We start from the raw sequence: 25075 nt of genomic DNA on the forward strand, positions 1-25075 counted from the left end.
TTTCTTGAATGATGAAAGGAATATTTCCAATCGATAAATTCCGTACTTTGCAGACACCTTTCTATTATTATGATACGAAAGTGCTGCGTGATACATTGTCGGCTATTAACCAAGAGGTTGCCAAATATCCTAGCTATTCCGTACACTATGCTGTCAAGGCAAATGCCAATCCGAAAGTAATGACCATTATCCGTGAAAGCGGAATGGGAGCCGACTGCGTGAGCGGTGGAGAAATACGTGCCGCTATCCGTGCCGGGTTTCCGGCCAATAAGGTTGTTTTTGCCGGAGTCGGTAAAGCAGACTGGGAGATCAACCTCGGACTGGAGTATGGCATCTTCTGTTTCAATGTAGAGTCTATTCCCGAACTGGAAGTCATCAATGAACTGGCTGCGGCACAGAATAAGATTGCTAATGTCGCTTTCCGCATCAATCCGGATGTAGGAGCACATACGCATGCTAATATCACTACCGGTCTGGCTGAAAACAAATTCGGTATCAGTATGCAGGATATGGACAAGGTGATCGATGTCGCCTTGGAGATGAAGAACGTGAAATTCATCGGCCTGCACTTCCATATCGGTTCTCAGATATTGGATATGGGCGATTTTATCGCGCTCTGCAACCGTGTGAATGAATTGCAGGATAAACTGGAAGCGCGTCATATTCTGGTAGAACACATCAATGTCGGCGGTGGCTTGGGTATTGACTACGGACATCCGAACCGTCAGTCCATTCCCGATTTCAAGAGCTACTTTGCTACCTATGCCGGACAACTGAAACTGCGCCCTTATCAGACACTGCACTTCGAACTGGGACGTGCGGTGGTAGGACAATGCGGTTCTCTGATATCCAAAGTACTGTATGTAAAGCAGGGAACCAAGAAGAAATTCGCCATCCTCGATGCAGGTATGACAGACTTGATTCGTCCGGCTTTGTATCAGGCTTACCACAAGATGGAAAACATTACTTCGGAAGACCCCGTAGAGGCATATGATGTAGTAGGCCCCATCTGTGAATCATCAGACGTTTTCGGTAAAGCGATTGATTTGAATAAGGTAAAGCGCGGAGACTTGATTGCACTTCGTTCTGCAGGGGCTTACGGCGAGATTATGGCATCCGGATATAACTGCCGTGAACTGCCGAAAGGATACACTTCTGACGAATTGGTGTAAATAAAATGTGAATGTAGTTTAAAAATACAGGGAGGATGGAACAATTTTAACTGAAATCTTGTTATTTTTGTAATGAGTTCAAAAGAAAACTACATTAACAACTTAATAAAAATATACGATTATGATTTCAGAAAAATTACAGAAAGCAATCAATGAGCAGATCACTGCGGAAATGTGGTCTTCTAACCTGTATTTAGCAATGTCTTTCTATTTTGAGAAAGAAGGTTTCAGTGGATTTGCACATTGGATGAAGAAGCAGTCTCATGAAGAACTGGAACATGCTTACGCAATGGCCGATTATATCATTAAACGTGGTGGAATGGCCAAAGTCGACAAGATCGATGTGGTTCCTAACGGCTGGGGTACTCCGCTGGAAGTGTTTGAGCATGTTTACAAACATGAATGCCATGTATCGGAAATGGTAGACAAGCTGGTAGATGTGGCTGCTGCTGAAAAAGATAAAGCTACTCAGGATTTCTTGTGGGGATTTGTTCGCGAACAAGTAGAAGAAGAAGCTACCGCACAGGGAATTGTGGATAAGATCAAGAAAGCCGGTGATACTGGTATTTTCTTTGTTGATTCACAGCTGGGACAACGTTGATGGCAATCTGAAAAATAGAAAATAAGATAGGAGAAGCTGTTTGGATTTATATTCAGACAGCTTCTTTTTTTTAACTTACTTTGCTCATATTTAAAAATCTGTTATCTTTGCCCACTGCAATGAGTTATTCTGCACACAAAGGATCATTCATTTGCTACAGTCTAATTTGGAGTATATGATCAGATTTTTATGGCTCCTGATGATGTTTAGCTGTTTGGCAGCCGCATCTTTTGGACAAGCAACTACTTCCTCTATGAGCGGAAGAGTTGAGGACGAACAAAACGAACCGTTACCGGGTACTACTGTAATTGCAATACACGAACCGTCCGGAACACGCTATGGTACAGTGACTAACCTGCAGGGAACTTACCATTTGGAAGGTATGCGCACCGGCGGGCCATATCGGATTGAATTTTCGTATGTCGGCTATCGGACAGCTATTTTTACCGGCATATCTCTGAAACTTGCCGAAACCTATGTCTGTGATGCCAAATTGAAAGAATCTGCCGAACTGGATGAAGTATTCGTTATAGGCACGGCTTCTAAATTTGCCGGAGAAAAAACCGGAGCATCTACCCATATTACATCAAAAGATATTTCTCGTCTCCCTAATATTTCTCGTGGTCTGACGGCCATCACCAAGATGTCTCCTTACGCTACTAAAAATGGCTTTGGGGGGCGTGACCAACGTATGAACAACTACACGATTGACGGAGCGAACTTCAATTACAGTGCGGGACTGGATGGTGCTGTTTTGCCCGGAGGCGGAAATCCGATTTCAATTGATGCGCTGGAAGAGATACAGGTGAGTATCGCTCCTTTTGATATACGTCAGAGCAATTTTGTCGGAGGTTCGGTAAACGCGGTGACAAAGAGCGGAACAAATCGGTTTCGTGGTTCCGCCTATATGTACACAAAGAATGAATATCTGCGTGGGAACAAGGTAGACGGTTATGACCTCGGCGACCGGGAGGAAGAGCGGCGTAATGTATATGGATTTACTTTCGGCGGACCGGTTATAAAGAATAAGCTATTCTTTTTTGTGAATGGAGAATATGAATATAGTCCGCAGCCCATCCATAAATGGAAACTGTCCGATGACGGTAAGGACGATAGCCAGAATATGATTTCACGTGTGACGGCGGAAGACATGAGCCGTTTTTCGCAGGATCTGAAGAACTTGTATGGATATGATACCGGTTCGTGGACAGATTTTGCCGGACGTACGGATGTGTATCGTGTCATGGCACGTATGGACTGGAACATAACTGACAAACACCGTTTCATGCTACGTTATAACTATACCGGACAGAAAAAAGATAATAATCTGGTAGGATCGGCGTTGAGCATTAATGGCGGACCGGTCAGCCGCTATTCGATGTCTTTCCGTAATTCCACCTGGCAGCAATTGGATAATGTGAATTCGCTGACTGCAGAGTTGAATAGCCGTTTGAGTGCTGCTTTGACCCATCAGCTTTTGGTGAGTCTGACTTTTAATGATGGAAACAAAAGAGAATGTAAGGGCGATTTTCCTACGGTCGATATCATGAAACCCGATGAAACGGGGACAAACCGTGCATTTATGAATGCAGGATACGAGCAGCATGCGTGGAAAAACGGAATCCGTGAAAAGGTTTGGAGCATTACAGATAACTTTTCCGTTCATTGGGGAAACCATAGTCTGACATTAGGGGCAAGTTTTGAATCGCAGAACGTTTCAAATAGCTATATGCGCTACGGAGCAGGGTATTACCGTTACAACAGTTACGAGGACTTCGTGAATAAGGCGGCTCCTGTAGCCTTTGCTCTCTGTTATTCTTTAACGGGAGACGCAGAAGCTCCGGCTTCCGTTCATTATGATCAGTTTTCGCTGTATGCGCAAGATCAATATAACGTGAATGAACGGCTTAAACTGCTTTATGGTATCCGCATGGATATTCCGCTTTATGTCAACAAGCGATATGAGAATCCTTCCATCACCTCTTACGAATTTTATGGTACGAAGCTGAGTACCGCTTACTGGCCGAAGGCGACTCCGCTGTTTTCGCCGCGTATTGGCTTCAATTACGATTTATCAGGTGATCAGACACTGAAACTTCGAGGAGGAACGGGAATCTTTACCGGACGCTTCCCATTAATTTTCCTGTCGAAGATGCAGGAAGGAAGCGGTATGCTGAAGACGACCGTCTCGGTACTTCAGAATACAAACGATCCTCGTGAGAAAGAGCTGTTGGCGGCTTTGGCAGGCGGTATTCGTAATCCTCAGCAGATCTTGTCGGAGATTGCCCCTCAGTATCCGGATTGTTTCCCCACAGAACCGGGAGCAGTAAATGAGATCATAACGATTGACCGCCACTTTAAGACTCCGCAGGTATGGACAACTTCTCTGGCACTGGACTATCGTTTGCCATTTCCTTTCCGGTCCGATTTGACGTTGGAGGCTATGTATATCAAGGATATCAATGCCATTCTGCAACAGAACGTGAACATGATTGCTCTGGATGACTCCAAGATGTCCCGCCTGTCCGGTGCTGACGATCGCTATATTTATCCGGGAAATAAGGACAACCGCATCAATGCGGATATCACCCGTGCCATGCTGATGACGAATACAAGCAAAGGACATAGCTATACGCTGAACGCCACTATGAATATGGAGCCGGTCCGAAATCTGAATCTGATGGTATCCTATACTTATACCCGTTCCCGCACGTTGTCGAATAACGCGAGCAACCAGATCGAAAATGCGTGGCAACAGGAACCTTCCGTGCAGGGAGCCAACTATCTGTCCATGCACAATGCTTCTTATCTGGACTCCCCCCACCGTGTCATTGCATCTGCATCCTATACCATCGAATACGCCCGAAACTTTGCCACCGGCATTTCTCTGTTTTATACCGGGCAGTATAATGGTTCTTATACCTATCTGATTGATGGAGACCTGAATAACGACGGCTCTCAATATGACCTGATGTATATACCGGCTACCCGTGATGAACTGAATTTTACCGACTTGAAGAAAACAGACGGAACCGTGCTGTTTCCGGCGGCTGAGCAGAGAGAGGCTTTCTGGGCTTTTGTGGAGCAAGATCCGTATCTGAGAAAACGAAAGGGAAAATATGCGGAGACAAACGGAGCGTTTCGACCTTGGTATCACCGTTTTGATTTGCGTGTGGTACAGGACTTTAAGGTGAAGGCGGGAAAGACTACAAATACCCTTCAACTGAGTGTGGATATAATGAATATCGGAAATTTGCTGAATGATGCCTGGGGAGTACCCAAAGGTTCTACTATCAACAAACCGCTGCAATATAAGGGCTTGAATGAAAAGAATGAACCGATATATACCATGGGTACATTGACAGAAGACGGAGAGACAATATTGCCTTACCGTAGTTTTGCTCCCGTTCGTTCCTCTGTCAATTGTTGGCAGTTGCAATTTGGAATCCGTTACATCTTTAATTGAAAGGATAATCTTTAGATGAATAATGAAAATAGAAAAATAATCTTCCTGTTTCCTTTACTGATCTATTTAATTTCAGCACTGGTCGGTTGTACCTCTTCCCAAGAGCGGCGTATACTGGTTGTTCATTCTTATGAAGAAACGTACACTGCTTATCCCGAGTTTAATCGTCTGATAGCTAAACAATTCAAGAAAGAAGGAGTCAATGCTGATATTCGGACGCTCTATCTGGATTGTGAATCCTATAAGGAAGAGACGGAACTGAAGCGAATGAGATATTTGCTTGATTCTGTATCCGGAGACTGGCGACCGGAAGTGATTCTGGTGAATGAAGATCAGGCGACTTACTCTCTTCTGAAGTGTGGTGATCCGCTAGTGAAAGAGGTGCCGGTGGTCTTTGCCGGAGTCAATTATCCGAATTGGGAGTTGTTGAAGCAATATCCCAATGCGACGGGCTTTCATGATAAGATCGGCTTTGTTCAAAATGCTGAAATGGCCAGAAAACTCTTTGGGGATAGTGTCCGTCTGTTTACACTTCTGGATTCTACTTTTCTGGATGTGCAGATAAGAAAGGACGCGAGGAAGCAATTGGCAGGACATAGAGTAACAGGTTTCATGGATTATCCCGACATTCCTTCTGTGGAACAGTATCGGCTGGTAAGGGAAGAGGGATATATTCGTTTTCTTTCCATTTCTATACGTAGCAACCGGGACAAGTCTGAAGCCAATCTGATGTGGGCGTTGAATAAGAACTATCGGGGGCAATGCTATATTCAGTTGAAGCGGGATTTTACGACCATCAATATTGGGGCCATCTGTGTGAGTCCCAGTCTGACTGTGATCAATGAGGGTTTTGAATGTGGAGAGAAACTGCTTGGAGGATATCTGACTTCGTTGCCGGTTCAGGTAGAAGAGGAGGTAAGAGCTGCTGTACATATATTGAATGGAGCTTCATCGTCGGATATGCCGGTGACTGAGAGCAAGAAGGAATACCTGGTTGACTGGAATGTGATGAAACAGTTGGGGATAAAGAAGGAGAAGATTCCTGCTAATTATAAGATTGTCAATATTCCCTTTAGTAAGGAATATCCATATTTTTATATTTCTTCCATCGTGTCTTTGGCTGGATTGTTGTTTGCCATTGTTACCTGTTTGTTGTGGCTCTATCTTCGTGAGCAGAAAAGGAAAAAGCAGGCACTTTATGCATTGGCAGACGAAAAGGAAACTCTGGCATTGGCTATTGAGGGAGGAACCACTTACGCATGGAAATTGGAAGACGAGTTCTTTGTCTTTGAAGATGCCTTTTGGAGATCACAAGGTATGTCTCCCCGCAAATTGCCTTTTACGGACTTGGGGAAGTTTGTACACCCCGGCCATTGGGACAGTGTAAAGCTTAGCCGGAGAAACCTGAAAGAAGCAAGTAAAAAGATAGTTCAGCTACGCTGCGATTTTAGCGGAAGAGGATATCAGTGGTGGGAGTTTCGCTATACGACTAATCTGCTGGAAGGAGGGGGATACAAGACCGCCGGACTTTTGCTCAACATACAAGAGATGAAGGATCGGGAAGAAGAACTGGACGCTGCCCGTTTGCTGGCAGAAAAGGCGGAACTGAAACAATCCTTTCTGGCGAATATGAGCCATGAGATACGTACACCGCTAAATTCAATCGTAGGTTTTTCCAATATTCTGGCTAGCGATGAAGAATTAAGTTCGGAAGATAAACAGGAGTATATTGACACCATTAATAAGAATAGCGATTTGCTGCTCAAACTGGTTAATGACATTCTGGAACTTTCCCGCATCGAGTCCGGATATATGTCTTTCTGCTATAAGAAATGTATAGTGAAGGAACTGCTTAATGACGTCTATATGACTCACCAAGTGTTGATTGCACCCCGTCTTGATTTTCAGAAAGAGGAAGAAGATATATGTCTGGAAATTGATGTTGACAGAGAGCGGCTGATACAGGTCCTTACGAACTTTCTGAATAATGCGACCAAGTTTACGGAAAGTGGATTTATCAAAATCGGCTACTACTATATGGAGGAAGAAGAGGCAGTGCACATTTATGTAGAAGATACCGGCAGAGGCATTCCCCGTGAAGAACAGCAGATGATTTTCAGCCGCTTCTACAAGCAGAATGAATTTTCGCAGGGAGCCGGACTGGGACTGTCTATTTGCAAAGTGATTGTGGAAAAGCTGGGTGGCAAGATAACCCTTCAATCGGAAGCGGGCAAAGGAAGCCGATTCACGGTCATTATACCTTGCCGGGTCATATCATGACGTATCGCGTAAAATGAGTCGTACCGACGTATAATAAATATGTAATATTCAAAACATAGCTCTCCGGAAATGGGCAGAGCTATTTCTTTTTCCCTTTCTCCATAGTTCCCAGATAGATTTCCAGTGAACGGGTAGAAATCTGTATTTCACGGAAAGATACTCCTAAAGAAGCGATCAACAGAATCAAAGCCAGCCCGAACACATACGCCGACAGTAATTGCAGTCCGATGTAGATGAGGAACATGCTGACTACACAGAAAAAAAGACTTGCAATGCCCAGCCCCTGCATCGTTCGTGTCAGGTTTAAGCGTTTTCTTAAATTCTCGATTTGTGCTACCGTGATATCCGTAGGATTTTCCATGTAACGGTCCCGCAACTGTCGTACCAATTGTGCATACGATAAAAAACGGTTGGTATAAGCCAGTAAAATCAGCGAAACAGCCGAGAAAAGCAGGGCAGGAGTAGTGAGAGTCAATTCTTCCATCTTGAAAACAAATTAGTAAGTATTAGGTATTAAAGTATTAAGTATCAAGTATTAGGTATTATGCTATGCAGATAAACGATCGGCAGCTACGGTAATACCTAATACTTAATACCTGATACTTATTATTTAAGCACTCCGAGTTCTTTGCCGACTTTGATGAAGGCAGCGATACATTTGTCGAGGTGTGCTTTCTCGTGTCCGGCGGAGATCTGTACGCGGATACGAGCCTGTTCTTTCGGAACGACCGGATAATAGAATCCAGTCACATAAATCCCTTCTTCCTGCATGCGTGCAGCATAAATCTGCGACAGTTTGGCATCATACAACATAACGGCGCAGATTGCACTCTGTGTCGGTTTGATGTCGAATCCGGCGGCTGTCATCTGGTCGCGGAAGTAGTTTACATTCTCTACAAGCTTGTCATGCAGCGCATTGCTTTCTTTCAGCATCTTGAATACTTCGAGACTTGCACCGATGATACCCGGAGCCAATGAGTTGGAGAACAGGTAAGGACGGCTGCGCTGACGCAGTAAGTCGATAATCTCCTTGCGACCGGTAGTGAATCCGCCCAATGCACCTCCGAAAGCTTTGCCCAGTGTGCCTGTATAGATGTCCACACGTCCGTGAGTTTTGTACAGTTCGCTGACGCCGTGGCCTGTAGCGCCAACCACACCGGCAGAGTGCGATTCGTCTACCATAACCAGCGCATCGTACTTCTCGGCAAGATCACAAATCTGATCCATCGGCGCTACGTTGCCGTCCATAGAAAATACACCGTCGGTGACAACGATACGGAAACGTTGCGCCTGAGCCTCTTGCAGGCATCTTTCCAGGTCCTTCATATCCGCATTGGCATAACGATAACGTTTCGCCTTGCAAAGACGTACACCGTCGATGATAGAAGCGTGGTTCAGAGAATCGGAGATAATGGCATCCTCTTCGCTGAAAAGCGGTTCGAATACACCCCCGTTGGCATCGAAGCAAGCTGCGTACAGAATCGTATCTTCTGTCTGGAAATAATCCGAGATGGCAGCTTCCAGTTCCTTATGTATATCTTGCGTTCCGCAGATGAAGCGGACAGATGACATACCATATCCGCGGCGGTCCATCATTTCCTGAGAAGCTTTGATCAGGCGGGGGTGGTTGGACAGTCCCAGATAGTTGTTGGCGCAGAAGTTCAGCACTTCTTTGCCTTTTACAGTGATGGCAGCTTGCTGCGCACTTTCGATAAGTCGTTCTTCTTTGTAAAGTCCGGCTTCCTTAATTTCAGCCAGTGTCTGGCTGAGATATTCCTGCATTTTACCGTACATAGTGTTTGAGTGATTAAGTTATACTGCAAAGGACACGATTTTTCTTGGAATAAACAATATCTTTTTGATTTAAATCTGAAAAAAAAGTGCTTACTTTGCGCACTATTTAGCTTAACACTTTTATTTAAAAGGAAAAATGAAACACATTTTGATTATTGGAGCCACCGGACAAATAGGGTCCGAGTTGACGATGGAGTTGCGCAGGCGTTATGGAAACACAAACGTAGTAGCGGGTTATATTCAGGGCGCAGAGCCCAAAGGCGAGTTAAAGGAGTCGGGACCGTCGGCTGTTGTCGATGTAACGAATGGTGAAATGATTGAATCGGTGGTGAAAGAACACCACATAGATACAATATATAATTTGGCTGCACTGCTTTCGGTGGTAGCCGAGTCCAAGCCGAAGCTGGCCTGGAAGATTGGTATTGACGGATTGTGGAATGTTTTGGAAGTGGCGCGTGAGCAGGGATGTGCGGTATTTACCCCCAGTTCTATCGGATCGTTCGGTGCAAGCACGCCTCATACACTGACACCACAGGATACCGTTCAGCGTCCTCGCACCATGTATGGTGTCACCAAGGTGACGACAGAGCTGCTGAGTGACTACTATTTTAACAAATACGGTGTCGATACCCGTGCTGTCCGTTTCCCGGGCATCATTTCGAATGTGACCCCTCCGGGAGGAGGAACTACCGATTATGCCGTAGATATTTATTATTCGGCAGTGAAAGGAGAAAAATTTGTGTGCCCGATCAAAGAAGGCACTTTAATGGATATGATGTATATGCCGGACGCGCTGAACGCAGCAATCATGCTGATGGAAGCAGATCCGACCAGGCTGATACACCGCAACGCTTTCAATATCGCCTCTATGAGTTTCGACCCTGAGACGATATACCATGCCATCAAGAAGCATGTGCCTGCGTTCGAAATGGTCTATGACATAGATCCTTTGAAACAGCGCATAGCCGACAGCTGGCCCGATAGTCTGGACGATACCTGCGCCCGTGAGGAGTGGGGATGGAAGCCGGCTTACGATTTGGAGAGCATGACGGTGGATATGCTTGAAAAGCTAAGAGAGAAACTGAAAAAATGAAAAAACTTATTGCGGGGGTACTGGTGCTCAGTGTTCTGGGTTCCTGTGGAAACAAGAAAACGAGCATCGACCCCTTTGCATCTATCACACATGAGGTGGATTCTATCCGGCATAAAGCCGATTCAATCCATCAGGAGGAGTTGCCGGAAGAACCTAAACCGACAGAAGCGGACGAATCTTTCGACGATTTCATCTACAATTTTGCTTCCGATGATGCTTTGCAGCGTCAGCGTGTGAAATTCCCGTTGCCCTATTACAAGGGAGACGAGAAGACCAATATCGAAGAGCGCAACTGGAAGCATGATGACTTATTTACCAAACAGCATTATTATACGCTCCTGTTTGATAAGGAAGAAGATATGGATCTGGTGGGGGATACCTCGCTGACCTCCGTTCAGGTAGAATGGATATTCGTGAAAACCCGAATGGTGAAAAAGTATTATTTTGAGCGTATCAAGGGGGCATGGATTTTAGAGGCTATCAATCTGCGTCCTATTGAGCGGAATGAGAATGAGGACTTTGTGGAGTTCTTCAGCCATTTTGCTGCCGACAGCCTTTTTCAGAGCCAACGTGTGCAGGACCCTTTGGCTTTTGTCACCTCAGATCCGGATGATGACTTCTCTATTCTGGAGACCTCTCTGGATTTGAACCAGTGGTTCGCCTTCAAACCGGCACTGCCTGCAGACCGTCTCTCGAATATCAATTACGGACAGCGGAATGATGATAACTCGCCGACAAAGATTCTCGCATTGAAAGGAATTGGAAACGGCTTCTCTAATATTCTCTACTTCAAGCGGAAGGCAGGCGAATGGCAGCTGTATAAGTTTGAAGATACCAGTATTTAGCAACCAAAAAAACAGAAGAAATGTATTCTCTTTTATCACACAATACGTTTGGCATTGACGTCAGTGCCGAACGGTTTCAGGAATATGCTTCGGTAGAAGAACTGAAGACATTGATAGCTCAAGGTGCCCTTACGACACCTTTTTTACATATAGGCGGTGGGAGCAATCTGCTTTTCGCCAAAGATTATGACGGGCTGGTTCTGCATTCCCGTATCGAAGGAATCGAGGTGATGGAGGAGGACGACCGTAGTGTGTCCGTACGGGTAGGAGCAGGCGTGGTCTGGGATGACTTCGTAGGTTATTGTGTAGAGCACGGCTGGTATGGAACGGAAAACCTTTCCCTGATTCCCGGTGAAGTGGGAGCAAGTGCCGTGCAGAATATCGGTGCTTACGGGGTAGAGGTGAAAGACCTGATCATCTCCGTAGAGACGGTGAACATTCACGGTGAGGAGCGCGTTTATGCTGTAGAAGAATGCGGCTATGCCTATCGCGACAGCATTTTCAAACGTCCGGAGAATAAATCCGTATTTGTGACCTATGTTTGCTTCCGGCTCAGTAAGGAAGAACATTATACGTTGGATTACGGCACCATCCGTCAGGAACTCGAAAAGTATCCCGCACTGACATTGCCGGTGCTCCGGAAAGTGATCATCGATATCCGTGAAAGTAAACTGCCCGACCCGAAAGTGATGGGAAATGCCGGCAGTTTCTTTATGAATCCTATCGTTCCGCGCGAAAAGCTGGAAGCTTTGCAGCAGGAATTTCCCCGAATCCCTTTCTACGAACTGAATGACGGACGAGTGAAAATTCCGGCAGGATGGATGATCGACCAGTGCGGCTGGAAAGGAAAATCCCTGGGACCGGCAGCAGTGCATGACAAACAGGCATTAGTACTGGTGAACCGGGGCGGTGCAAAGGGGAGTGACATTATAGCACTTTCGGATGCGGTACGGGCTTCTGTTCGTGAGAAATTCGGCATAGACATCCATCCGGAAGTAAACTTGGTTAATGGATAATGGAGAATGATCAATTATCCATTAAAGAGTTATCCATTAGAGAAATTGTTGATTAAAGAAATGAAAGTAAGAATACTTGGAAGCGGAACATCGACGGGAGTTCCCCAGATAGGGTGTAGTTGTCCGGTCTGCACTTCTCCCGATCCCAAAGATAACCGTTTGCGTGCGTCTGCTATCGTTGAAACGGAAGACGCCCGGATACTGATCGATTGCGGACCCGATTTTCGGGCGCAGGTGTTGCATCTTCCTTTTGAGAAGATAGACGGGGTACTTATCACGCACGAGCATTATGATCATGTGGGCGGACTGGATGATTTGCGTCCGTTCTGCCGTTTCGGGGCGGTTCCTATTTATGCTGAAGAATATGTGGCACAGGCACTGCGTCTGCGGATGCCCTACTGTTTTGTCGATCATCGTTATCCCGGTGTTCCTGATATTCCTTTGCAGGAAGTGGTTGCCGGGCAAGCCTTTTCCATTCATCGTGCGGAGGTGGTTCCTTTGCGGGTGATGCATGGGCGGTTGCCGATTCTGGGCTATCGTATCGGTCGGCTGGGCTATATCACGGATATGCTCACCATGCCCGAAGAATCTTATGAACAATTGGAGGGGATAGATGTTCTGATAATGAATGCGCTTCGCATCGCTCCTCATCCCACCCACCAGAGTCTGGAGGAGGCATTGAAGGCGGCAGAACGTATTCGGGCAAAGGAGACATACTTCATCCACATGAGTCATGATATGGGGCTGCATGAGAAGGTAGAGAAGGGACTTCCTGAAAATGTTCACCTTACATACGACGGAATGGAAATCATTTTCTGATTATCGGTGACTTTTTTTAGCAAAAGTTTTGTTTTCTTTGTAGAAATTATTATTTTTGCCCCTAGCCGATAAACAGCAAATATTATGAAACTTCGTACGATAGTGAAAATAGCGATCACTTCTTCTGTTGTACTTTTGTGCTCAGGTTTTGCGTTGTACTCTTTTTTCAGGTTATCGGCTGCCGAAGATCAGAAGGATTTCGATCTCTACACCTTGGTTCCTTCCTCCGCTTCAGCAGTGTTTGTGACAGAAGACGTGGCGGAATTTGTAATGGAAGTAGATGAGCTGACTTGTAGCAGAGACCATCAGTATCTTTATGTATCCAAACTGTTTTCTTATCTGAAACAATACCTTTACTCTCTTCTGGAAGATGCGCCTCACGGTTTGAGCAGGCAGATGAATCAGATGCTGATTAGTTTCCACGAACCGGACAATGATCGTAATCAGGTGCTTTATTGCCGGTTGGGGAATGGTGACCGTGAGCTGATCGACCGTTTTGTGCAGAAATACGTTTCGTCGGGCTATCCTCCGAAAACATTCGATTATAAGGGCGAGGATATTATCATTTATCCGATGGCTGACGGCGATTTTCTCGCTTGTTATCTGACGGAAGATTTCTTGGTGCTCAGTTGCCAGAAGAAACTGATAGAGGAGGTGATCGATATTCGTAAGACAGGCAAGTCATTGTCCGGAGACCCTGATTTTGAGGAAGTGCGTACACCGAAAAAAAGTACGGCTATCGCTACTGTTTATACCCGTCTGGCAGGAATGATGGGGTGGACGGAGTTTGATATGAAACTGAAAGATGATTTCATCTATTTCTCCGGCATCAGCCACCATGTAGATACTTGTTCCACCTTTATAAATGTAATCCGGCAACAGGAATCCGTCAAGGGATTTCCGGGTGAAACGCTGCCTTCTACCGCTTTTTATTTCAGCAAACAGGGAATTACGGATTGGGCGTCCTTGCTTTCCTATGGTGACCGGCAGGAATATGCGACGGCGGGCAGGACAGGTGAGGTCCTGAACCGGGATCGGGAACTGTCGCGCTATCTGGCGGAAAATACGGGGCAGGACTTGGTGGCGTGTCTTTTCCAGCGGGAAGATTCGCTGATGGGGCCTGCGGCTGTTTTGAGCCTCTCTGTGATGGATGTGACTGAAGCGGAAAGAATGTTGCGCTCGTTGGTAAATACGGCTCCGGCAGAGGAAGGAATGGGGCGGAATTCCCGTATAACTTTTTGTTATACTCCCGCTAAGGCCTATCCTGTATATAGGTTGCCTCAGACAACGTTGTTTACGCAACTAACCAGTTTCGTAGAGCCGTCTATGCATGTTTATGCCACATTCTATGGAGGGCGTTTGCTGCTGGCTCCGGATGAGGATAGTTTGTTGAGATATATCCGTCAGTTGGACAACGGTGAAGTGCTCGATGGAGCATTGGCTTATCGGGCGGGCACGGACGGATTATCTGATTCGTACCACTTCATGTTGATGGCGGACTTTGCCCATGTGCTCGACCAGTCCGGCTATCAGGTTCGCTATGTGCCGGAATTCTTTCTCCGCAACTCCGACTTTTTCCGTAATTTCGTTCTTTTTGCACAGTTCACTTGTGCGGATGGGGTGGTGTATCCTAACCTTGTTTTGAAGTATAAATCCGAGTAGAATCCGATGAAAAAAACAGGCGAAAAATAGAGGGGGAAAATAGCTCTTAATTTGCGAAACTAAAAGCTCTGAAACGCCTTCTGGCAGGGCGCGAAAACCGAATGGAAACCAGTAGAGTAGAGAAGAGTATATAATTCTATTCTAAAGAAATAGAATTAATAAGAAAAAAGATAGAGGATTTTGCCGCCGCCGACTTACTTTTTATTCCATTCCGTAAGATGTCTTTGAGGGAACTCATGAAGGGGTGTCAAAAGTAACTAAAGTGAGGACTGTTTAGTTACTATTGACTTTTGGGGTCAGTCCGAAAACCCTGTTTGAGCTCCATGCTATACCGAAAAGAATATATTTAGGCACGGATTACACGGATTTCACGGTTTTAGTGCTATGATTACGTAAAACAACCGTGTTAATCCGTGTAATCCGTGCCTAATCCTCAATTTATAATTTTGTTCATTTCCGTACAAAAAATAATCTGAAAACAACCGGGTTTTCGAACTGATCCGACTTTTGGCGCACCTTCATGGGGCTTTTTTTGTCTCGCTGCCCAATCTCCTTCAGCTCGCTGCTCGATTTCTTTCGCCTCGCTGCTCAGTCCTTTTCAGCTCGCTGCTGAATCTGCGTTGGCTCCGAGGTGAATTCACTTCAGTTCGGTGTACGGTTACTGCAGGGGACAGTCATAAAAAAAACTCCCGATAGAAATGGTTTCATCGGAAGTCTTTTTATGCGGATCATTTTAATTCTTAGAACGGCAGGTCGTCTTTTGCATCGCCCGGAGTGAAATCCGGAGTAGCAGACGGAGCCGGAGGAGGAACGGGAGCACCCGGAGCCATAGGGGCACCTGCGCTTACACGCTCAACTTTCCATGCACGGATACTGTTGAACCAACGGTCGTTCCATTGACGGGCGTCAACGTCGAATGATACGGTCAGTTCTTCGCCCATCTGAATGTTGAACTGTTCGATTTTGTCGGCACCAAATACGTCGAAACACATTTTGCGCGGATATTGGTCATGGTTTTCAATTACGAACTCTTGTGATTTCCACTCGTTGCCGCTAGTCTTTGAAACTCCACCTCTCGGAGGGAGGATAGCGATGATTTTTCCTGTAAATTCCATTGCGATAATTTTAAATTCTGCGGCGAAGTTACAATTTTTTAGGAATATCCCTCACACAATGCTTGTTTTTTCTTTCGTTTTCTTGGGCAGCACGAATCTTTTTTCGTAACTTTGTGCGATATATAATTCAAAACTTAAATACTCGAAAATATATGAAATTTATCGTTTCAAGTACTGCTCTTTCCAGCCATTTACAGGCTATCAGTCGTGTAATTAACTCAAAGAATGCGCTGCCTATTCTCGATTGTTTTCTCTTCGAATTGGAAGACGGAACATTGTCTGTGACTGTTTCTGACAGTGAAACGACTATGGTGACTACCGTAGAGGTAAATGAAAGCGATACAAACGGGCGTTTTGCCGTAGTAGCAAAAACATTGCTTGATGCACTGAAAGAAATTCCGGAACAACCGTTGACATTCTACGTCAACACGGACAATTACGAAATCACAGTGCAGTATCAGAACGGAAAGTATAGTCTGATGGGACAGAATGCTGACGAATTTCCTCAGTCGGCTGTATTGGGCGACAATGCAGTCCGTGTGGAAATGGAAGCGAACGTACTGCTCGGCGGTATCAACCGCTCGGTATTTGCGACTGCCGACGATGAGCTCCGTCCGGTAATGAATGGTATATATTTCGATATTACAACAGAAGACATCACAATGGTGGCATCGGACGGTCATAAGCTGGTACGTTGCAAAACGCTGGCTGCCAAAGGAAACGAGCGTGCCGCGTTCATCCTTCCGAAGAAACCCGCTACATTGCTGAAAAACCTGCTTCCGAAAGAACAGGGAACCGTGACCATCGAATTTGACGAACGCAACGCCGTGTTTATGCTGGAAAGCTACCGCATGGTCTGCCGTCTGATCGAAGGACGTTATCCGAACTACAACTCGGTGATTCCGCAGAACAACCCTCATAAAGTGACCGTAGACCGCCAGCAGCTGATCGGAGCTTTGCGCCGTGTGTCTATCTTCTCTTCCCAGGCAAGCAGCTTGATCAAACTGCGCATGCAGGAAAATCAGATTGTGATTTCCGCACAGGACATCGATTTCTCCACTTCTGCCGAAGAAACGCAAGTTTGCCAATATGCAGGCGCTGCCATGAGCATCGGATTCAAGTCTACTTTCCTCATCGATATCCTGAACAATATTTCAGCCGATGAAGTGGTAATCGAACTTGCCGATCCATCCCGTGCCGGAGTCATTGTACCGGTAGAGCAGGAAGAAAATGAAGACTTGCTGATGCTGCTGATGCCGATGATGTTGAACGATTAGTTATTTAATGGATAATTGAGAATGGATAATGGATAATGAGCTGCGCTGTCAGTAGTCAGGAGTTATCCATTTTTTATGTTTCCTGTCCATTCTTCATTATCCATTATCAATTGTCCATTATCCATTGAATAATTATCCATTAAAGAAAGATATGAGATTAAATTTGAAAAACCCGATTGTTTTCTTCGATTTGGAGACGACGGGAACCAATATCAACACAGACCGGATCGTTGAAATTTGTTATCTGAAAGTATATCCTAACGGGAATGAGGAAACGAAAACAATGCGTATCAATCCCGAAATGCATATTCCTGAAGCCTCTTCTGCCGTACATGGCATTTATGATGCAGATGTGGTGGATTGTCCGACTTTCAAGGAAGTGGCAAAGAATGTTGCCCGTGACATTGAAGGCTGCGATTTGGCCGGATTCAATTCCAACCGTTTTGATATTCCGGTATTGGCAGAAGAATTTCTTCGTGCCGGCGTAGATATTGATATGACAAAACGCAAGTTTGTGGATGTACAGGTGATCTTTCATAAGATGGAGCAACGCACCCTTTCGGCTGCCTATAAGTTCTATTGCGAAAAGAGTCTGGAAGATGCCCATACGGCTGAGGCTGATACACGTGCCACTTACGAGGTGCTGAAAGCACAGCTCGACCGTTATCCGGATCTTCAGAACGATATCGCTTTCCTGGCAGAATATTCTAGTTTCAGTAAAAATGTAGATTTTGCCGGACGAATGGTGTATGACGACAACGGTGTGGAAGTATTTAACTTCGGAAAATATAAAGGAATGTCTGTAGCCGAGGTGCTGAAGAAAGATCCCGGATACTACAGCTGGATTTTAAACAGTGATTTCACGTTGAATACCAAAGCGGTGCTGACCAAAATCCGTTTGCGTGAAATGAGTAATTTGATTACAAAATAATGCTAAAAGGAAAAAAGATAATTCTTGGAATAACCGGTAGCATCGCTGCTTATAAGGCTTGTTACATTATCCGCGGGCTGATAAAGCAAGGAGCGGAAGTGCAGGTTGTCATTACTCCGGCGGGAAAAGAATTTATTACTCCCATCACTCTTTCGGCTCTGACCAGCAAACCGGTCATCAGCGAGTTTTTTGCCCAGCGGGACGGCACGTGGAACAGCCACGTAGACCTGGGATTGTGGGCAGATGCCATGCTGATTGCACCCGCCACTGCCTCTACCATCGGAAAGATGGCGAATGGGATAGCCGACAATATGCTGATAACCACTTATCTTTCGGCTAAAGCTCCGGTATTCGTGGCACCGGCTATGGACCTCGATATGTATGCCCATCCTTCTACACAGAAGAATCTGGATATACTGCGTTCCTACGGCAACCATATTATCGAACCCGGAACGGGCGAACTTGCCAGCCATCTGGTAGGCAAAGGGCGTATGGAAGAACCGGAAAACATTATTCGTGTGCTGGATGAATTTTTCTCTGCAAGTGCCGAACTTCAGGGAAGGAAAATCATGATAACCGCCGGACCGACTTACGAAAAAATTGATCCTGTCCGTTTTATCGGCAACTATTCTTCCGGTAAGATGGGATTTGCACTGGCGGAAGAGTGTGCACGCCGTGGGGCAGAGGTGACGCTGATTGCCGGACCGGTACAACTGAAAACGCAACATTCACGTATTCACCGGATTGATGTGGAGTCTGCCCGGGAAATGTATGAAGCAGCGCAAGCCTGTTTCCCGACTGCTGATGTAGGGATTCTTTGTGCGGCGGTTGCTGATTTCCGTCCCGAAACGGTGGCCGGCCAAAAGATCAAGCGAGAGAAAGAAGAAGAACTGACCTTGCACCTTCAGGCTACGCAGGACATTGCTGCAAGCTTGGGAAAGATCAAAGAAGAAAATCAACTGTTAGTGGGCTTTGCCCTCGAAACGAACAACGAACAGCAGAATGCCGAAGGAAAGCTCGAACGCAAAAACTTCGACTTTATCGTCCTTAACTCCCTGAATGATGCAGGAGCCGGCTTCCGTCATGATACAAACAAGATTAGCATTATTGATCGCAAAGGTCGCAAGGATTATTCTTTGAAGCCTAAACAGGAAGTAGCACAGGACATTATCGACCATCTGGCCGCTGTCTTAACTATCTGATCTTTAATTCTCATTTTTTAATTTTTAAATTACAGAAAGTGTTACGTTCACTCTATATTCAGAATTACGCATTGATAGAAAAACTGGATATCGGTTTTGAAACCGGGTTCTCTGTCATCACAGGTGAGACAGGAGCCGGAAAATCGATTATTCTGGGAGCAATCGGTCTGCTGCTGGGGCAGCGTGCCGATGTGAAAGCGATTCGTCGTGGAGCTTCTAAATGTATTATCGAAGCACGTTTTGATATCTCGGCATACGGCATGCGTCCGTTTTTTGAAGAGAACGAACTGGAATACGACGACGAAGAATGTATCCTGCGACGCGAAGTGCAGGCATCCGGCAAAAGCCGTGCATTCATTAATGACACGCCCGCTTCGCTGGCACAGGTGAAGGAACTGGGCGAACAGCTGATCGATGTGCATTCGCAACATCAGAATCTTTTGCTTAATAAGGAAGGTTTTCAGTTGAATGTGCTCGACATTCTGGCTCATAATGACGACGCACTGGAGAAATACCATTCATTGTATAACGAATGGAAACAGCTCGACCGTGAACTCTCCGAGTTGACGGCACTTGCCGAGCAAAGCCGGACAGATGAAGACTATCTCCGTTTCCAGCTGGAACAGATTGAAGAGGCTCATCTTGCCGAAGGAGAGCAGAGCCTGCTGGAACAGGAAGCGGAAACATTGAGTCATGCCGAAGAAATCAAAGCGGGACTTTACCGCATCGAGCAGTCCTTTTTCTCGGATGAAGGCGGACTGCTTTCGTTCTTGAAAGATAATCTGAATACGCTGAATGGCCTGAAAAAAGTATATCAGCCTGCCGGCGAACTAAGCGACCGCATGGAAAGCGCTTATATCGAACTGAAGGATATTTCGCAGGAAGTATCATCGCAGGGAGAATCGATAGAGTTTAATCCTGCCCGGCTGGACGAAGTGAACGACCGTCTGAACCTGATTTATTCTTTGCAGCAGAAGCACCGGGTGCAGACACTCGAAGAATTGATTGCCTTGGCGGATCAATACCGGAATAAACTGTCCGAGATTACCTCTTATGATGACCGGATAGCCGAACTGACTGCCCGCAAAGACGCCCAGTATGACCGGGTGAAGAAACAGGCAGCCGTACTGACAAAAGCCCGTGCGGCAGCCGCCCGCGAAGTAGAGAAACAGCTGGCTGGCCGGCTTGTCCCGCTGGGGATGCCCAACGTCCGCTTTCAGGTGGAAATGGGCTTGAAGAAAGAACCGGGCGTACAGGGTGAGGATACTGTCAACTTCCTGTTCTCCGCTAACAAGAACGGAACCTTGCAAAGCATATCTTCTGTCGCTTCCGGAGGAGAGATTGCACGTGTGATGCTTTCTATCAAAGCGATGATTGCCGGTGCGGTGAAATTGCCGACGATTGTATTTGATGAGATTGACACCGGAGTTTCCGGTGAGATAGCCGACCGCATGGCAGATATGATGCAGGAAATGGGTGACCGCAACCGCCAGGTGATCAGTATCACGCACCTGCCGCAAATTGCAGCTCGCGGGCGCGCTCATTATAAAGTATATAAGGAAGACAGCGATACGGAAACGAACAGCCATATCCGCCGTCTCACCGATGAAGAACGGGTAGAGGAAATAGCTCATATGCTGAGTGGAGCCACACTGACAGAGGCTGCTCTTAGCAATGCGAAAGCCTTGTTGACCCGTATTTCATAATCCATAATTCAAAATTTATAATTCAAAATTACAATGACCGATAAAAGTGAAATGATTTTCGGCGTCCGTGCCGTCATAGAAGCCATTCAGGCAGGAAAAGAGATTGATAAGATCCTCGTCAAGAAAGATATTCAAAGTGATCTTTCAAAGGAACTTTTCGCAGCATTGAAAGGCTTGCTGATTCCTGTTCAGCGTGTGCCGGTGGAGCGTATCAACCGCATCACACGGAAGAATCATCAGGGTGTGGTTGCCTTCATTTCCTCTGTGACTTATCAGAAGACGGAAGATCTTGTTCCTTTCCTTTTCGAGCAAGGCAAGAATCCGTTCTTTGTGATGCTGGATGGCATAACGGATGTGCGTAACTTTGGCGCGATTGCCCGTACCTGCGAGTGTGCAGCGGTAGACGCGGTGATTATTCCTGCACGTGGCAGCGTGTCGGTGAATGCCGATGCCATGAAGACTTCCGCAGGTGCATTGCATACACTCCCTGTTTGCCGCGAACAAAATTTGCGTGCTACTTTGCAGTATCTCAAGGATAGCGGTTTTCGTATCGTTGCCGCTACCGAGAAAGGAGATTATGACTATACGAAAGCCGATTATACAGGTCCGATGTGTATTATTATGGGGGCGGAAGATACGGGTGTATCCTATGAAAATCTGGCTCTCTGTGACGAATGGGTGAAAATACCGATGCTGGGAACCATCGAATCTCTGAATGTTTCCGTGGCTGCCGGTATTTTGATTTATGAAGCTGTGAAACAAAGAAACAACGACTGATATGAAGAAACTTTTAATCTTACCTCTGGCGCTTTTCCTTTTGGTACAGAGCGGTTGGGCGCAAACCCCGAAATGGGTGGAGAAGGCGAAACGTGCTGTATTCTCAGTAGTGACTTATGACAAGAATGACAAGATACTGAATACCGGGAACGGATTTTTCGTATCCGAAGACGGGTTGGCTCTGTCCGATTACAGTCTTTTCAAAGGGGCCGAACGTGCGGTGATTATCACGGCTGAAGGCAAGCAGATGCCGGTCAGCCTGATTTTGGGAGCAGATGATATGTACGATGTGATTAAGTTCCGTGTGGCCATCACTGAGAAGAAAGTGCCGGCGTTGACCGTAGCAAATACGGCTCCGGCTGTAGGGGCTGATGCGTGGATGCTTCCTTATTCTACGCAGAAGAGTATCGCCTGCGTTTCGGGTAAAGTGAAAGAAGTATCGAAGATTGCCGGCGAATATCATTATTACACCTTGAGTATGCAGATGAAGGACAAGATGGTGAGTTGCCCGGTGATGAATGTGGAAGGACAGGTGTTCGGTATTTCCCAGAAGTCTTCCGGTGCCGATACAATAACGACTTGTTATGCGGCAGGAGCGGCTTTTGCGATGTCGCAGAAGATTAATGCTTTGTCTTTGGGAGATGTAGCCTTGAAAAACATTGGTATCCGTAAAGGATTGCCCGAAGCTGAAGATCAGGCATTGGTGTATCTGTTTATGGCTTCCACGCAGATGTCGGCTGATGACTATGAGAAATTGATGGACGATTTCATCCGCCAGTTCCCTGGCAGTACGGATGGATATATTCGCCGTGCCGGCTATTATGTGGCAAAAGGGAAGGAAGATCAGTCTTATTTCGATAAGGCGGTAGCTGATTTTAATCAGGCCCTGAAGATTTCAACCAAGAAGGATGATGTGTATTATAATATCGCCAAACTGATATACGGTTACCAGCTCTCGAAACCGGAGCAAACTTATAAAGACTGGACGTACGATACGGCTTTGAAGAATGTCCGTCAGGCGGCGGCTATCGATCCTCTGCCCGTTTATACGCAGTTGGAAGGTGATATACTTTTTGCTCAGCAGGATTATGCCGGTGCGTTGGCTGCTTATGAGAAGGTGAATGCCAGCAATCTGGCTTCGGCTGCTTCGTTCTTTAGTGCTGCCAAGACAAAAGAGTTGCTGAAGGCAGATGCAAAAGAAGTAATCGCATTGATGGACAGTTGCGTAGCTCATTGTCCGCAGCCTGTCACAGCAGACTTTGCTCCTTATCTGTTGGAACGTGCACAACTGTATATGAATAACGATCAGGCAAGAAATGCAATGCTCGATTATGATGCTTATTATAAGGCTGTGAATGGTCAGGTCAATGACCTTTTCTATTACTATCGTGAGCAGGCTGCATTGAAAGCCCGCCAATACCAGCGTGCATTGGATGATATCGTGAAAGCGATAGAACTGAGTCCTAAGGATCTGACTTATCGGGCAGAGCATGCGGTTATTAATCTGCGGGTAGGGCGTTATGAAGAATCTATGCAGATATTGAACGATATATTGAAGGATGAGCCGAAGTATGCAGAAGCATACCGCTTGTTGGGACTTTGTCAGATACAGCTGAAGAAGACAGATGAGGCTTGTGGAAACTTCAATAAAGCGAAAGAACTGGGCGATCCGAATGTGGAGGGGCTTATAAAGAAATATTGTAAATAAGCGTATATCTGCCGACCGGAGATATATACTTAATGTTGAAAAAGTAAACCCCTGCCGACTACAGAAGTCGGCAGGGGTTCTTCGTTTTTGGGGACGTTGTAAAATACTCTCTCTCTCTAATTTCTCCCCACTTGTCAAGTTCAGGTTTCAGGTCTTAATATGATATATAGGTTTGATTCTTTTTTGTCTTGTTTATAAGTTAAATGCAGTAATTTGTGAAATACTGCATCCGCTCTTCATTTTTTTTCTCCAAATGGTTACTTTTTTACTTTTTGACCTATAAAAAGCCTGAAATCGACTTTGTTCAGTGAGTAAATTTAAAATATAGTATCTATGTCGTGCATACTCTTGTTGTATTTTCATGTTTTTAGTAATCCTGTCTTCGTTTTTCTTGTTTATAAGTGGAAAATAGTAGAGTTGCAGAAAGAGTTTTTTGAAAGGCGAAAATTAGAAGTAGCAAGTTTGGGAATTGCAAAATTAAACTAGAGTTATCTATATTTTAGGCGCAAATCGAAACTTATATTAAATTTATTTGTTTGTTTTCATAAATATGCCCATCTTTGTGCCGTTATTTGATTCGTTGCGTAATAGGTAACGGATAAGTGTGGGGTAAATAGATGATTTATAGCAAAAAAAGCATACAAGAAGTTCTGCCGGCAGATGTGACTGGCAGGAGCGTAGCGCACCCTAAACGTTGGTTAGTGGCTTTAGTACGTGTTTCTCATGAGAAGAAAACGAGTGAGCGGCTATCTAAAATGGGGATTGAAAATTTCCTTCCTGTTCAGCAAGAAGTGCATCAATGGAGTGATCGTCGAAAGGTAGTCGAGCGTGTTCTTCTTCCGATGATGATATTTGTGCATGTCGATCTTTATGAGCAGAAAGAAGTTTTAACATTGGGTTCTATCAGCCGATATATGGTGTTGCGTGGAGAGAGTACTCCTGCTGTCATTCCCGATGAACAGATGCACCGCTTTAAGTTCATGCTAGACTATTCTGACGAGACGATTAATATGAGTACGTCTCCCTTGTCACCAGGAGAAAAAATTAAGGTTATCAAAGGACCACTATCCGGACTTCAAGGAGAATTGGTTACTGTAAATGGGAAATCGAAAGTCGCAGTCCGGCTTACTATGCTGGGATGTGCTTTTGTAGATATACCAGTAGGGTGTGTGGAACCGCTGGAAAAATAAGGGTTTAAATAAGTGAAACAAGCATTAAGTGAACAAAAGGGGTATGGTGAATTTTTTACTGCAAGAAAACATAGATGATCTGCAAAAGCTGTCGGATCGTCTACTTCATATCAGCGATGAAAATGGGTATATATACGCTGATGACCTTTCAGAATTACATCAAGCAATTCACGAAAAAATCATAGATCTATATTCCCAACGGGGGAAGACACCGGAGCAGGATGCTACCCTGTGTTTGGCAATCCTAATGGGATATAATGTGTCGATGTACGCCAATCCGGAAGACGAAGAAAGAAAACAGGCTGTTTTGATCCGTTCTCTGTCTCTTCTCGATGTTCTTCCCCCTTCTCTTCTTAAGCAACAGTTATCTGCCGTTTGTCACGAGATGCAGGAGCTGTGCGAAATCAACTGAAACTTTTTT

At 45.6% G+C, this 25075-nt stretch carries 20 protein-coding genes; 17 read left to right on the forward strand and 3 right to left on the reverse strand.

Annotated elements, in window-relative coordinates:
* Positions 1–11: 11 nt before the first annotated feature.
* From lysA to BLW31_RS12985, 4 genes are all read left to right on the forward strand, one after another.
* A complete protein-coding gene (gene lysA, locus BLW31_RS12970) occupies positions 12–1172 on the forward strand; it encodes a diaminopimelate decarboxylase (RefSeq protein WP_055269036.1) in 1161 nt (386 codons plus the stop codon).
* 121 nt (positions 1173–1293) lie between these two features.
* Positions 1294–1773, forward strand: coding sequence for a ferritin (locus tag BLW31_RS12975; RefSeq protein WP_010538613.1), 480 nt, complete (start codon positions 1294–1296; stop codon positions 1771–1773).
* Positions 1774–1948: 175 nt separating this feature from the next.
* The gene (locus BLW31_RS12980) at positions 1949–5239 is read left to right on the forward strand and encodes a TonB-dependent receptor (protein WP_029425611.1); all 3291 of its coding nucleotides are present in this window, start codon (positions 1949–1951) and stop codon (positions 5237–5239) included.
* A gap of 15 nt (positions 5240–5254) precedes the next feature.
* Positions 5255–7519 (forward strand): sensor histidine kinase, encoded by a 2265-nt coding sequence (locus tag BLW31_RS12985; protein WP_010538611.1) that lies wholly within the window; start codon positions 5255–5257, stop codon positions 7517–7519.
* Positions 7520–7598: 79 nt separating this feature from the next.
* On the opposite strand, the gene BLW31_RS12990 is transcribed toward BLW31_RS12985, so the two are convergent.
* Together BLW31_RS12990 and kbl are read right to left on the reverse strand one after the other, a co-directional pair.
* Positions 7599–8003 (reverse strand): DUF2721 domain-containing protein, encoded by a 405-nt coding sequence (locus BLW31_RS12990; RefSeq protein WP_010538610.1) that lies wholly within the window; start codon positions 8001–8003, stop codon positions 7599–7601.
* A gap of 122 nt (positions 8004–8125) precedes the next feature.
* A complete protein-coding gene (gene kbl / locus BLW31_RS12995; RefSeq protein WP_010538609.1) occupies positions 8126–9313 on the reverse strand; it encodes a glycine C-acetyltransferase in 1188 nt (395 codons plus the stop codon).
* Between the two features lie 136 nt (positions 9314–9449).
* On the opposite strand from kbl, the gene BLW31_RS13000 reads away from it, so the two are divergent.
* From BLW31_RS13000 to BLW31_RS13020, 5 genes are all read left to right on the forward strand, one after another.
* Positions 9450–10406: an NAD-dependent epimerase/dehydratase family protein gene (locus tag BLW31_RS13000; protein ID WP_010538608.1), complete on the forward strand. Its 957-nt coding sequence runs from the start codon at positions 9450–9452 to the stop codon at positions 10404–10406.
* Positions 10403–11251 carry a DUF4348 domain-containing protein gene (locus BLW31_RS13005; protein ID WP_010538607.1) on the forward strand — a complete coding sequence of 283 codons (849 nt, stop codon included), beginning with the start codon at positions 10403–10405 and terminating at the stop codon, positions 11249–11251. The genes BLW31_RS13000 and BLW31_RS13005 overlap by 4 nt, the downstream gene beginning before the upstream one ends.
* 20 nt (positions 11252–11271) lie before the next feature.
* Positions 11272–12267 (forward strand): UDP-N-acetylmuramate dehydrogenase, encoded by a 996-nt coding sequence (murB, locus tag BLW31_RS13010; protein WP_010538606.1) that lies wholly within the window; start codon positions 11272–11274, stop codon positions 12265–12267.
* Between the two features lie 60 nt (positions 12268–12327).
* Entirely contained in the window at positions 12328–13086 is a 759-nt protein-coding gene (locus BLW31_RS13015; RefSeq protein WP_010538605.1) for an MBL fold metallo-hydrolase, read from the forward strand.
* An 84-nt stretch (positions 13087–13170) separates the two neighbouring features.
* Positions 13171–14748, forward strand: coding sequence for a DUF3352 domain-containing protein (locus BLW31_RS13020; protein ID WP_010538604.1), 1578 nt, complete (start codon positions 13171–13173; stop codon positions 14746–14748).
* 740 nt (positions 14749–15488) lie between these two features.
* Here BLW31_RS13020 and BLW31_RS13025 read toward each other — a convergent pair.
* Complete coding sequence (locus tag BLW31_RS13025) at positions 15489–15863, reverse strand: DUF3127 domain-containing protein (protein ID WP_010538603.1); 375 nt, start codon at positions 15861–15863, stop codon at positions 15489–15491.
* A gap of 152 nt (positions 15864–16015) precedes the next feature.
* Here BLW31_RS13025 and dnaN point away from each other — a divergent pair, with 152 nt between their 5' ends.
* The 8 genes from dnaN to BLW31_RS13065 all read left to right on the forward strand — a co-directional run bounded on the left by dnaN (position 16016) and on the right by BLW31_RS13065 (position 25066).
* On the forward strand, positions 16016–17140 hold the full coding sequence (dnaN, locus tag BLW31_RS13030) for a DNA polymerase III subunit beta (RefSeq protein ID WP_010538602.1): 1125 nt from the start codon (positions 16016–16018) through the stop codon (positions 17138–17140).
* Positions 17141–17291: 151 nt separating this feature from the next.
* Positions 17292–18071 carry a 3'-5' exonuclease gene (locus tag BLW31_RS13035; RefSeq protein WP_074759572.1) on the forward strand — a complete coding sequence of 260 codons (780 nt, stop codon included), beginning with the start codon at positions 17292–17294 and terminating at the stop codon, positions 18069–18071.
* Entirely contained in the window at positions 18071–19273 is a 1203-nt protein-coding gene (gene coaBC / locus BLW31_RS13040; protein WP_010538599.1) for a bifunctional phosphopantothenoylcysteine decarboxylase/phosphopantothenate--cysteine ligase CoaBC, read from the forward strand. Before BLW31_RS13035 ends, coaBC begins: the two co-directional genes overlap by 1 nt.
* 38 nt (positions 19274–19311) lie before the next feature.
* Complete coding sequence (gene recN, locus BLW31_RS13045) at positions 19312–20979, forward strand: DNA repair protein RecN (RefSeq protein ID WP_010538598.1); 1668 nt, start codon at positions 19312–19314, stop codon at positions 20977–20979.
* 33 nt (positions 20980–21012) lie between these two features.
* Positions 21013–21756 (forward strand): 23S rRNA (guanosine(2251)-2'-O)-methyltransferase RlmB, encoded by a 744-nt coding sequence (gene rlmB, locus BLW31_RS13050; RefSeq protein ID WP_010538597.1) that lies wholly within the window; start codon positions 21013–21015, stop codon positions 21754–21756.
* A 1-nt stretch (position 21757) separates the two neighbouring features.
* Positions 21758–23464, forward strand: coding sequence for a serine protease (locus BLW31_RS13055; protein WP_010538596.1), 1707 nt, complete (start codon positions 21758–21760; stop codon positions 23462–23464).
* 617 nt (positions 23465–24081) lie between these two features.
* On the forward strand, positions 24082–24654 hold the full coding sequence (locus BLW31_RS13060; protein ID WP_010538595.1) for a UpxY family transcription antiterminator: 573 nt from the start codon (positions 24082–24084) through the stop codon (positions 24652–24654).
* A gap of 43 nt (positions 24655–24697) precedes the next feature.
* Complete coding sequence (locus tag BLW31_RS13065) at positions 24698–25066, forward strand: UpxZ family transcription anti-terminator antagonist (protein ID WP_010538594.1); 369 nt, start codon at positions 24698–24700, stop codon at positions 25064–25066.
* Positions 25067–25075 lie beyond the last annotated feature (9 nt).

The organism is Bacteroides faecis MAJ27 (assembly GCF_900106755.1).
Taxonomy (GTDB): domain Bacteria; phylum Bacteroidota; class Bacteroidia; order Bacteroidales; family Bacteroidaceae; genus Bacteroides; species Bacteroides faecis.

Bases quoted from the DNA above. Each gene is read 5' to 3' on its own strand.
- lysA (WP_055269036.1), top strand. From the start codon at position 12: ATGAAAGGAATATTTCCAATCGATAAATTCCGTACTTTGCAGACACCT.
- BLW31_RS12985 (WP_010538611.1), top strand. From the start codon at position 5,255: ATGAATAATGAAAATAGAAAAATAATCTTCCTGTTTCCTTTACTGATC.
- BLW31_RS12975 (WP_010538613.1), top strand. From the start codon at position 1,294: ATGATTTCAGAAAAATTACAGAAAGCAATCAATGAGCAGATCACTGCG.
- rlmB (WP_010538597.1), top strand. From the start codon at position 21,013: ATGACCGATAAAAGTGAAATGATTTTCGGCGTCCGTGCCGTCATAGAA.
- murB (WP_010538606.1), top strand. From the start codon at position 11,272: ATGTATTCTCTTTTATCACACAATACGTTTGGCATTGACGTCAGTGCC.
- BLW31_RS12990 (WP_010538610.1), bottom strand. From the start codon at position 8,003: ATGGAAGAATTGACTCTCACTACTCCTGCCCTGCTTTTCTCGGCTGTT.
- BLW31_RS13020 (WP_010538604.1), top strand. From the start codon at position 13,171: ATGAAACTTCGTACGATAGTGAAAATAGCGATCACTTCTTCTGTTGTA.
- BLW31_RS13060 (WP_010538595.1), top strand. From the start codon at position 24,082: ATGATTTATAGCAAAAAAAGCATACAAGAAGTTCTGCCGGCAGATGTG.
- kbl (WP_010538609.1), bottom strand. From the start codon at position 9,313: ATGTACGGTAAAATGCAGGAATATCTCAGCCAGACACTGGCTGAAATT.
- BLW31_RS13025 (WP_010538603.1), bottom strand. From the start codon at position 15,863: ATGGAATTTACAGGAAAAATCATCGCTATCCTCCCTCCGAGAGGTGGA.
- BLW31_RS12980 (WP_029425611.1), top strand. From the start codon at position 1,949: ATGATCAGATTTTTATGGCTCCTGATGATGTTTAGCTGTTTGGCAGCC.
- BLW31_RS13065 (WP_010538594.1), top strand. From the start codon at position 24,698: ATGGTGAATTTTTTACTGCAAGAAAACATAGATGATCTGCAAAAGCTG.
- BLW31_RS13015 (WP_010538605.1), top strand. From the start codon at position 12,328: ATGAAAGTAAGAATACTTGGAAGCGGAACATCGACGGGAGTTCCCCAG.
- BLW31_RS13055 (WP_010538596.1), top strand. From the start codon at position 21,758: ATGAAGAAACTTTTAATCTTACCTCTGGCGCTTTTCCTTTTGGTACAG.
- dnaN (WP_010538602.1), top strand. From the start codon at position 16,016: ATGAAATTTATCGTTTCAAGTACTGCTCTTTCCAGCCATTTACAGGCT.
- BLW31_RS13000 (WP_010538608.1), top strand. From the start codon at position 9,450: ATGAAACACATTTTGATTATTGGAGCCACCGGACAAATAGGGTCCGAG.
- coaBC (WP_010538599.1), top strand. From the start codon at position 18,071: ATGCTAAAAGGAAAAAAGATAATTCTTGGAATAACCGGTAGCATCGCT.
- BLW31_RS13035 (WP_074759572.1), top strand. From the start codon at position 17,292: ATGAGATTAAATTTGAAAAACCCGATTGTTTTCTTCGATTTGGAGACG.
- BLW31_RS13005 (WP_010538607.1), top strand. From the start codon at position 10,403: ATGAAAAAACTTATTGCGGGGGTACTGGTGCTCAGTGTTCTGGGTTCC.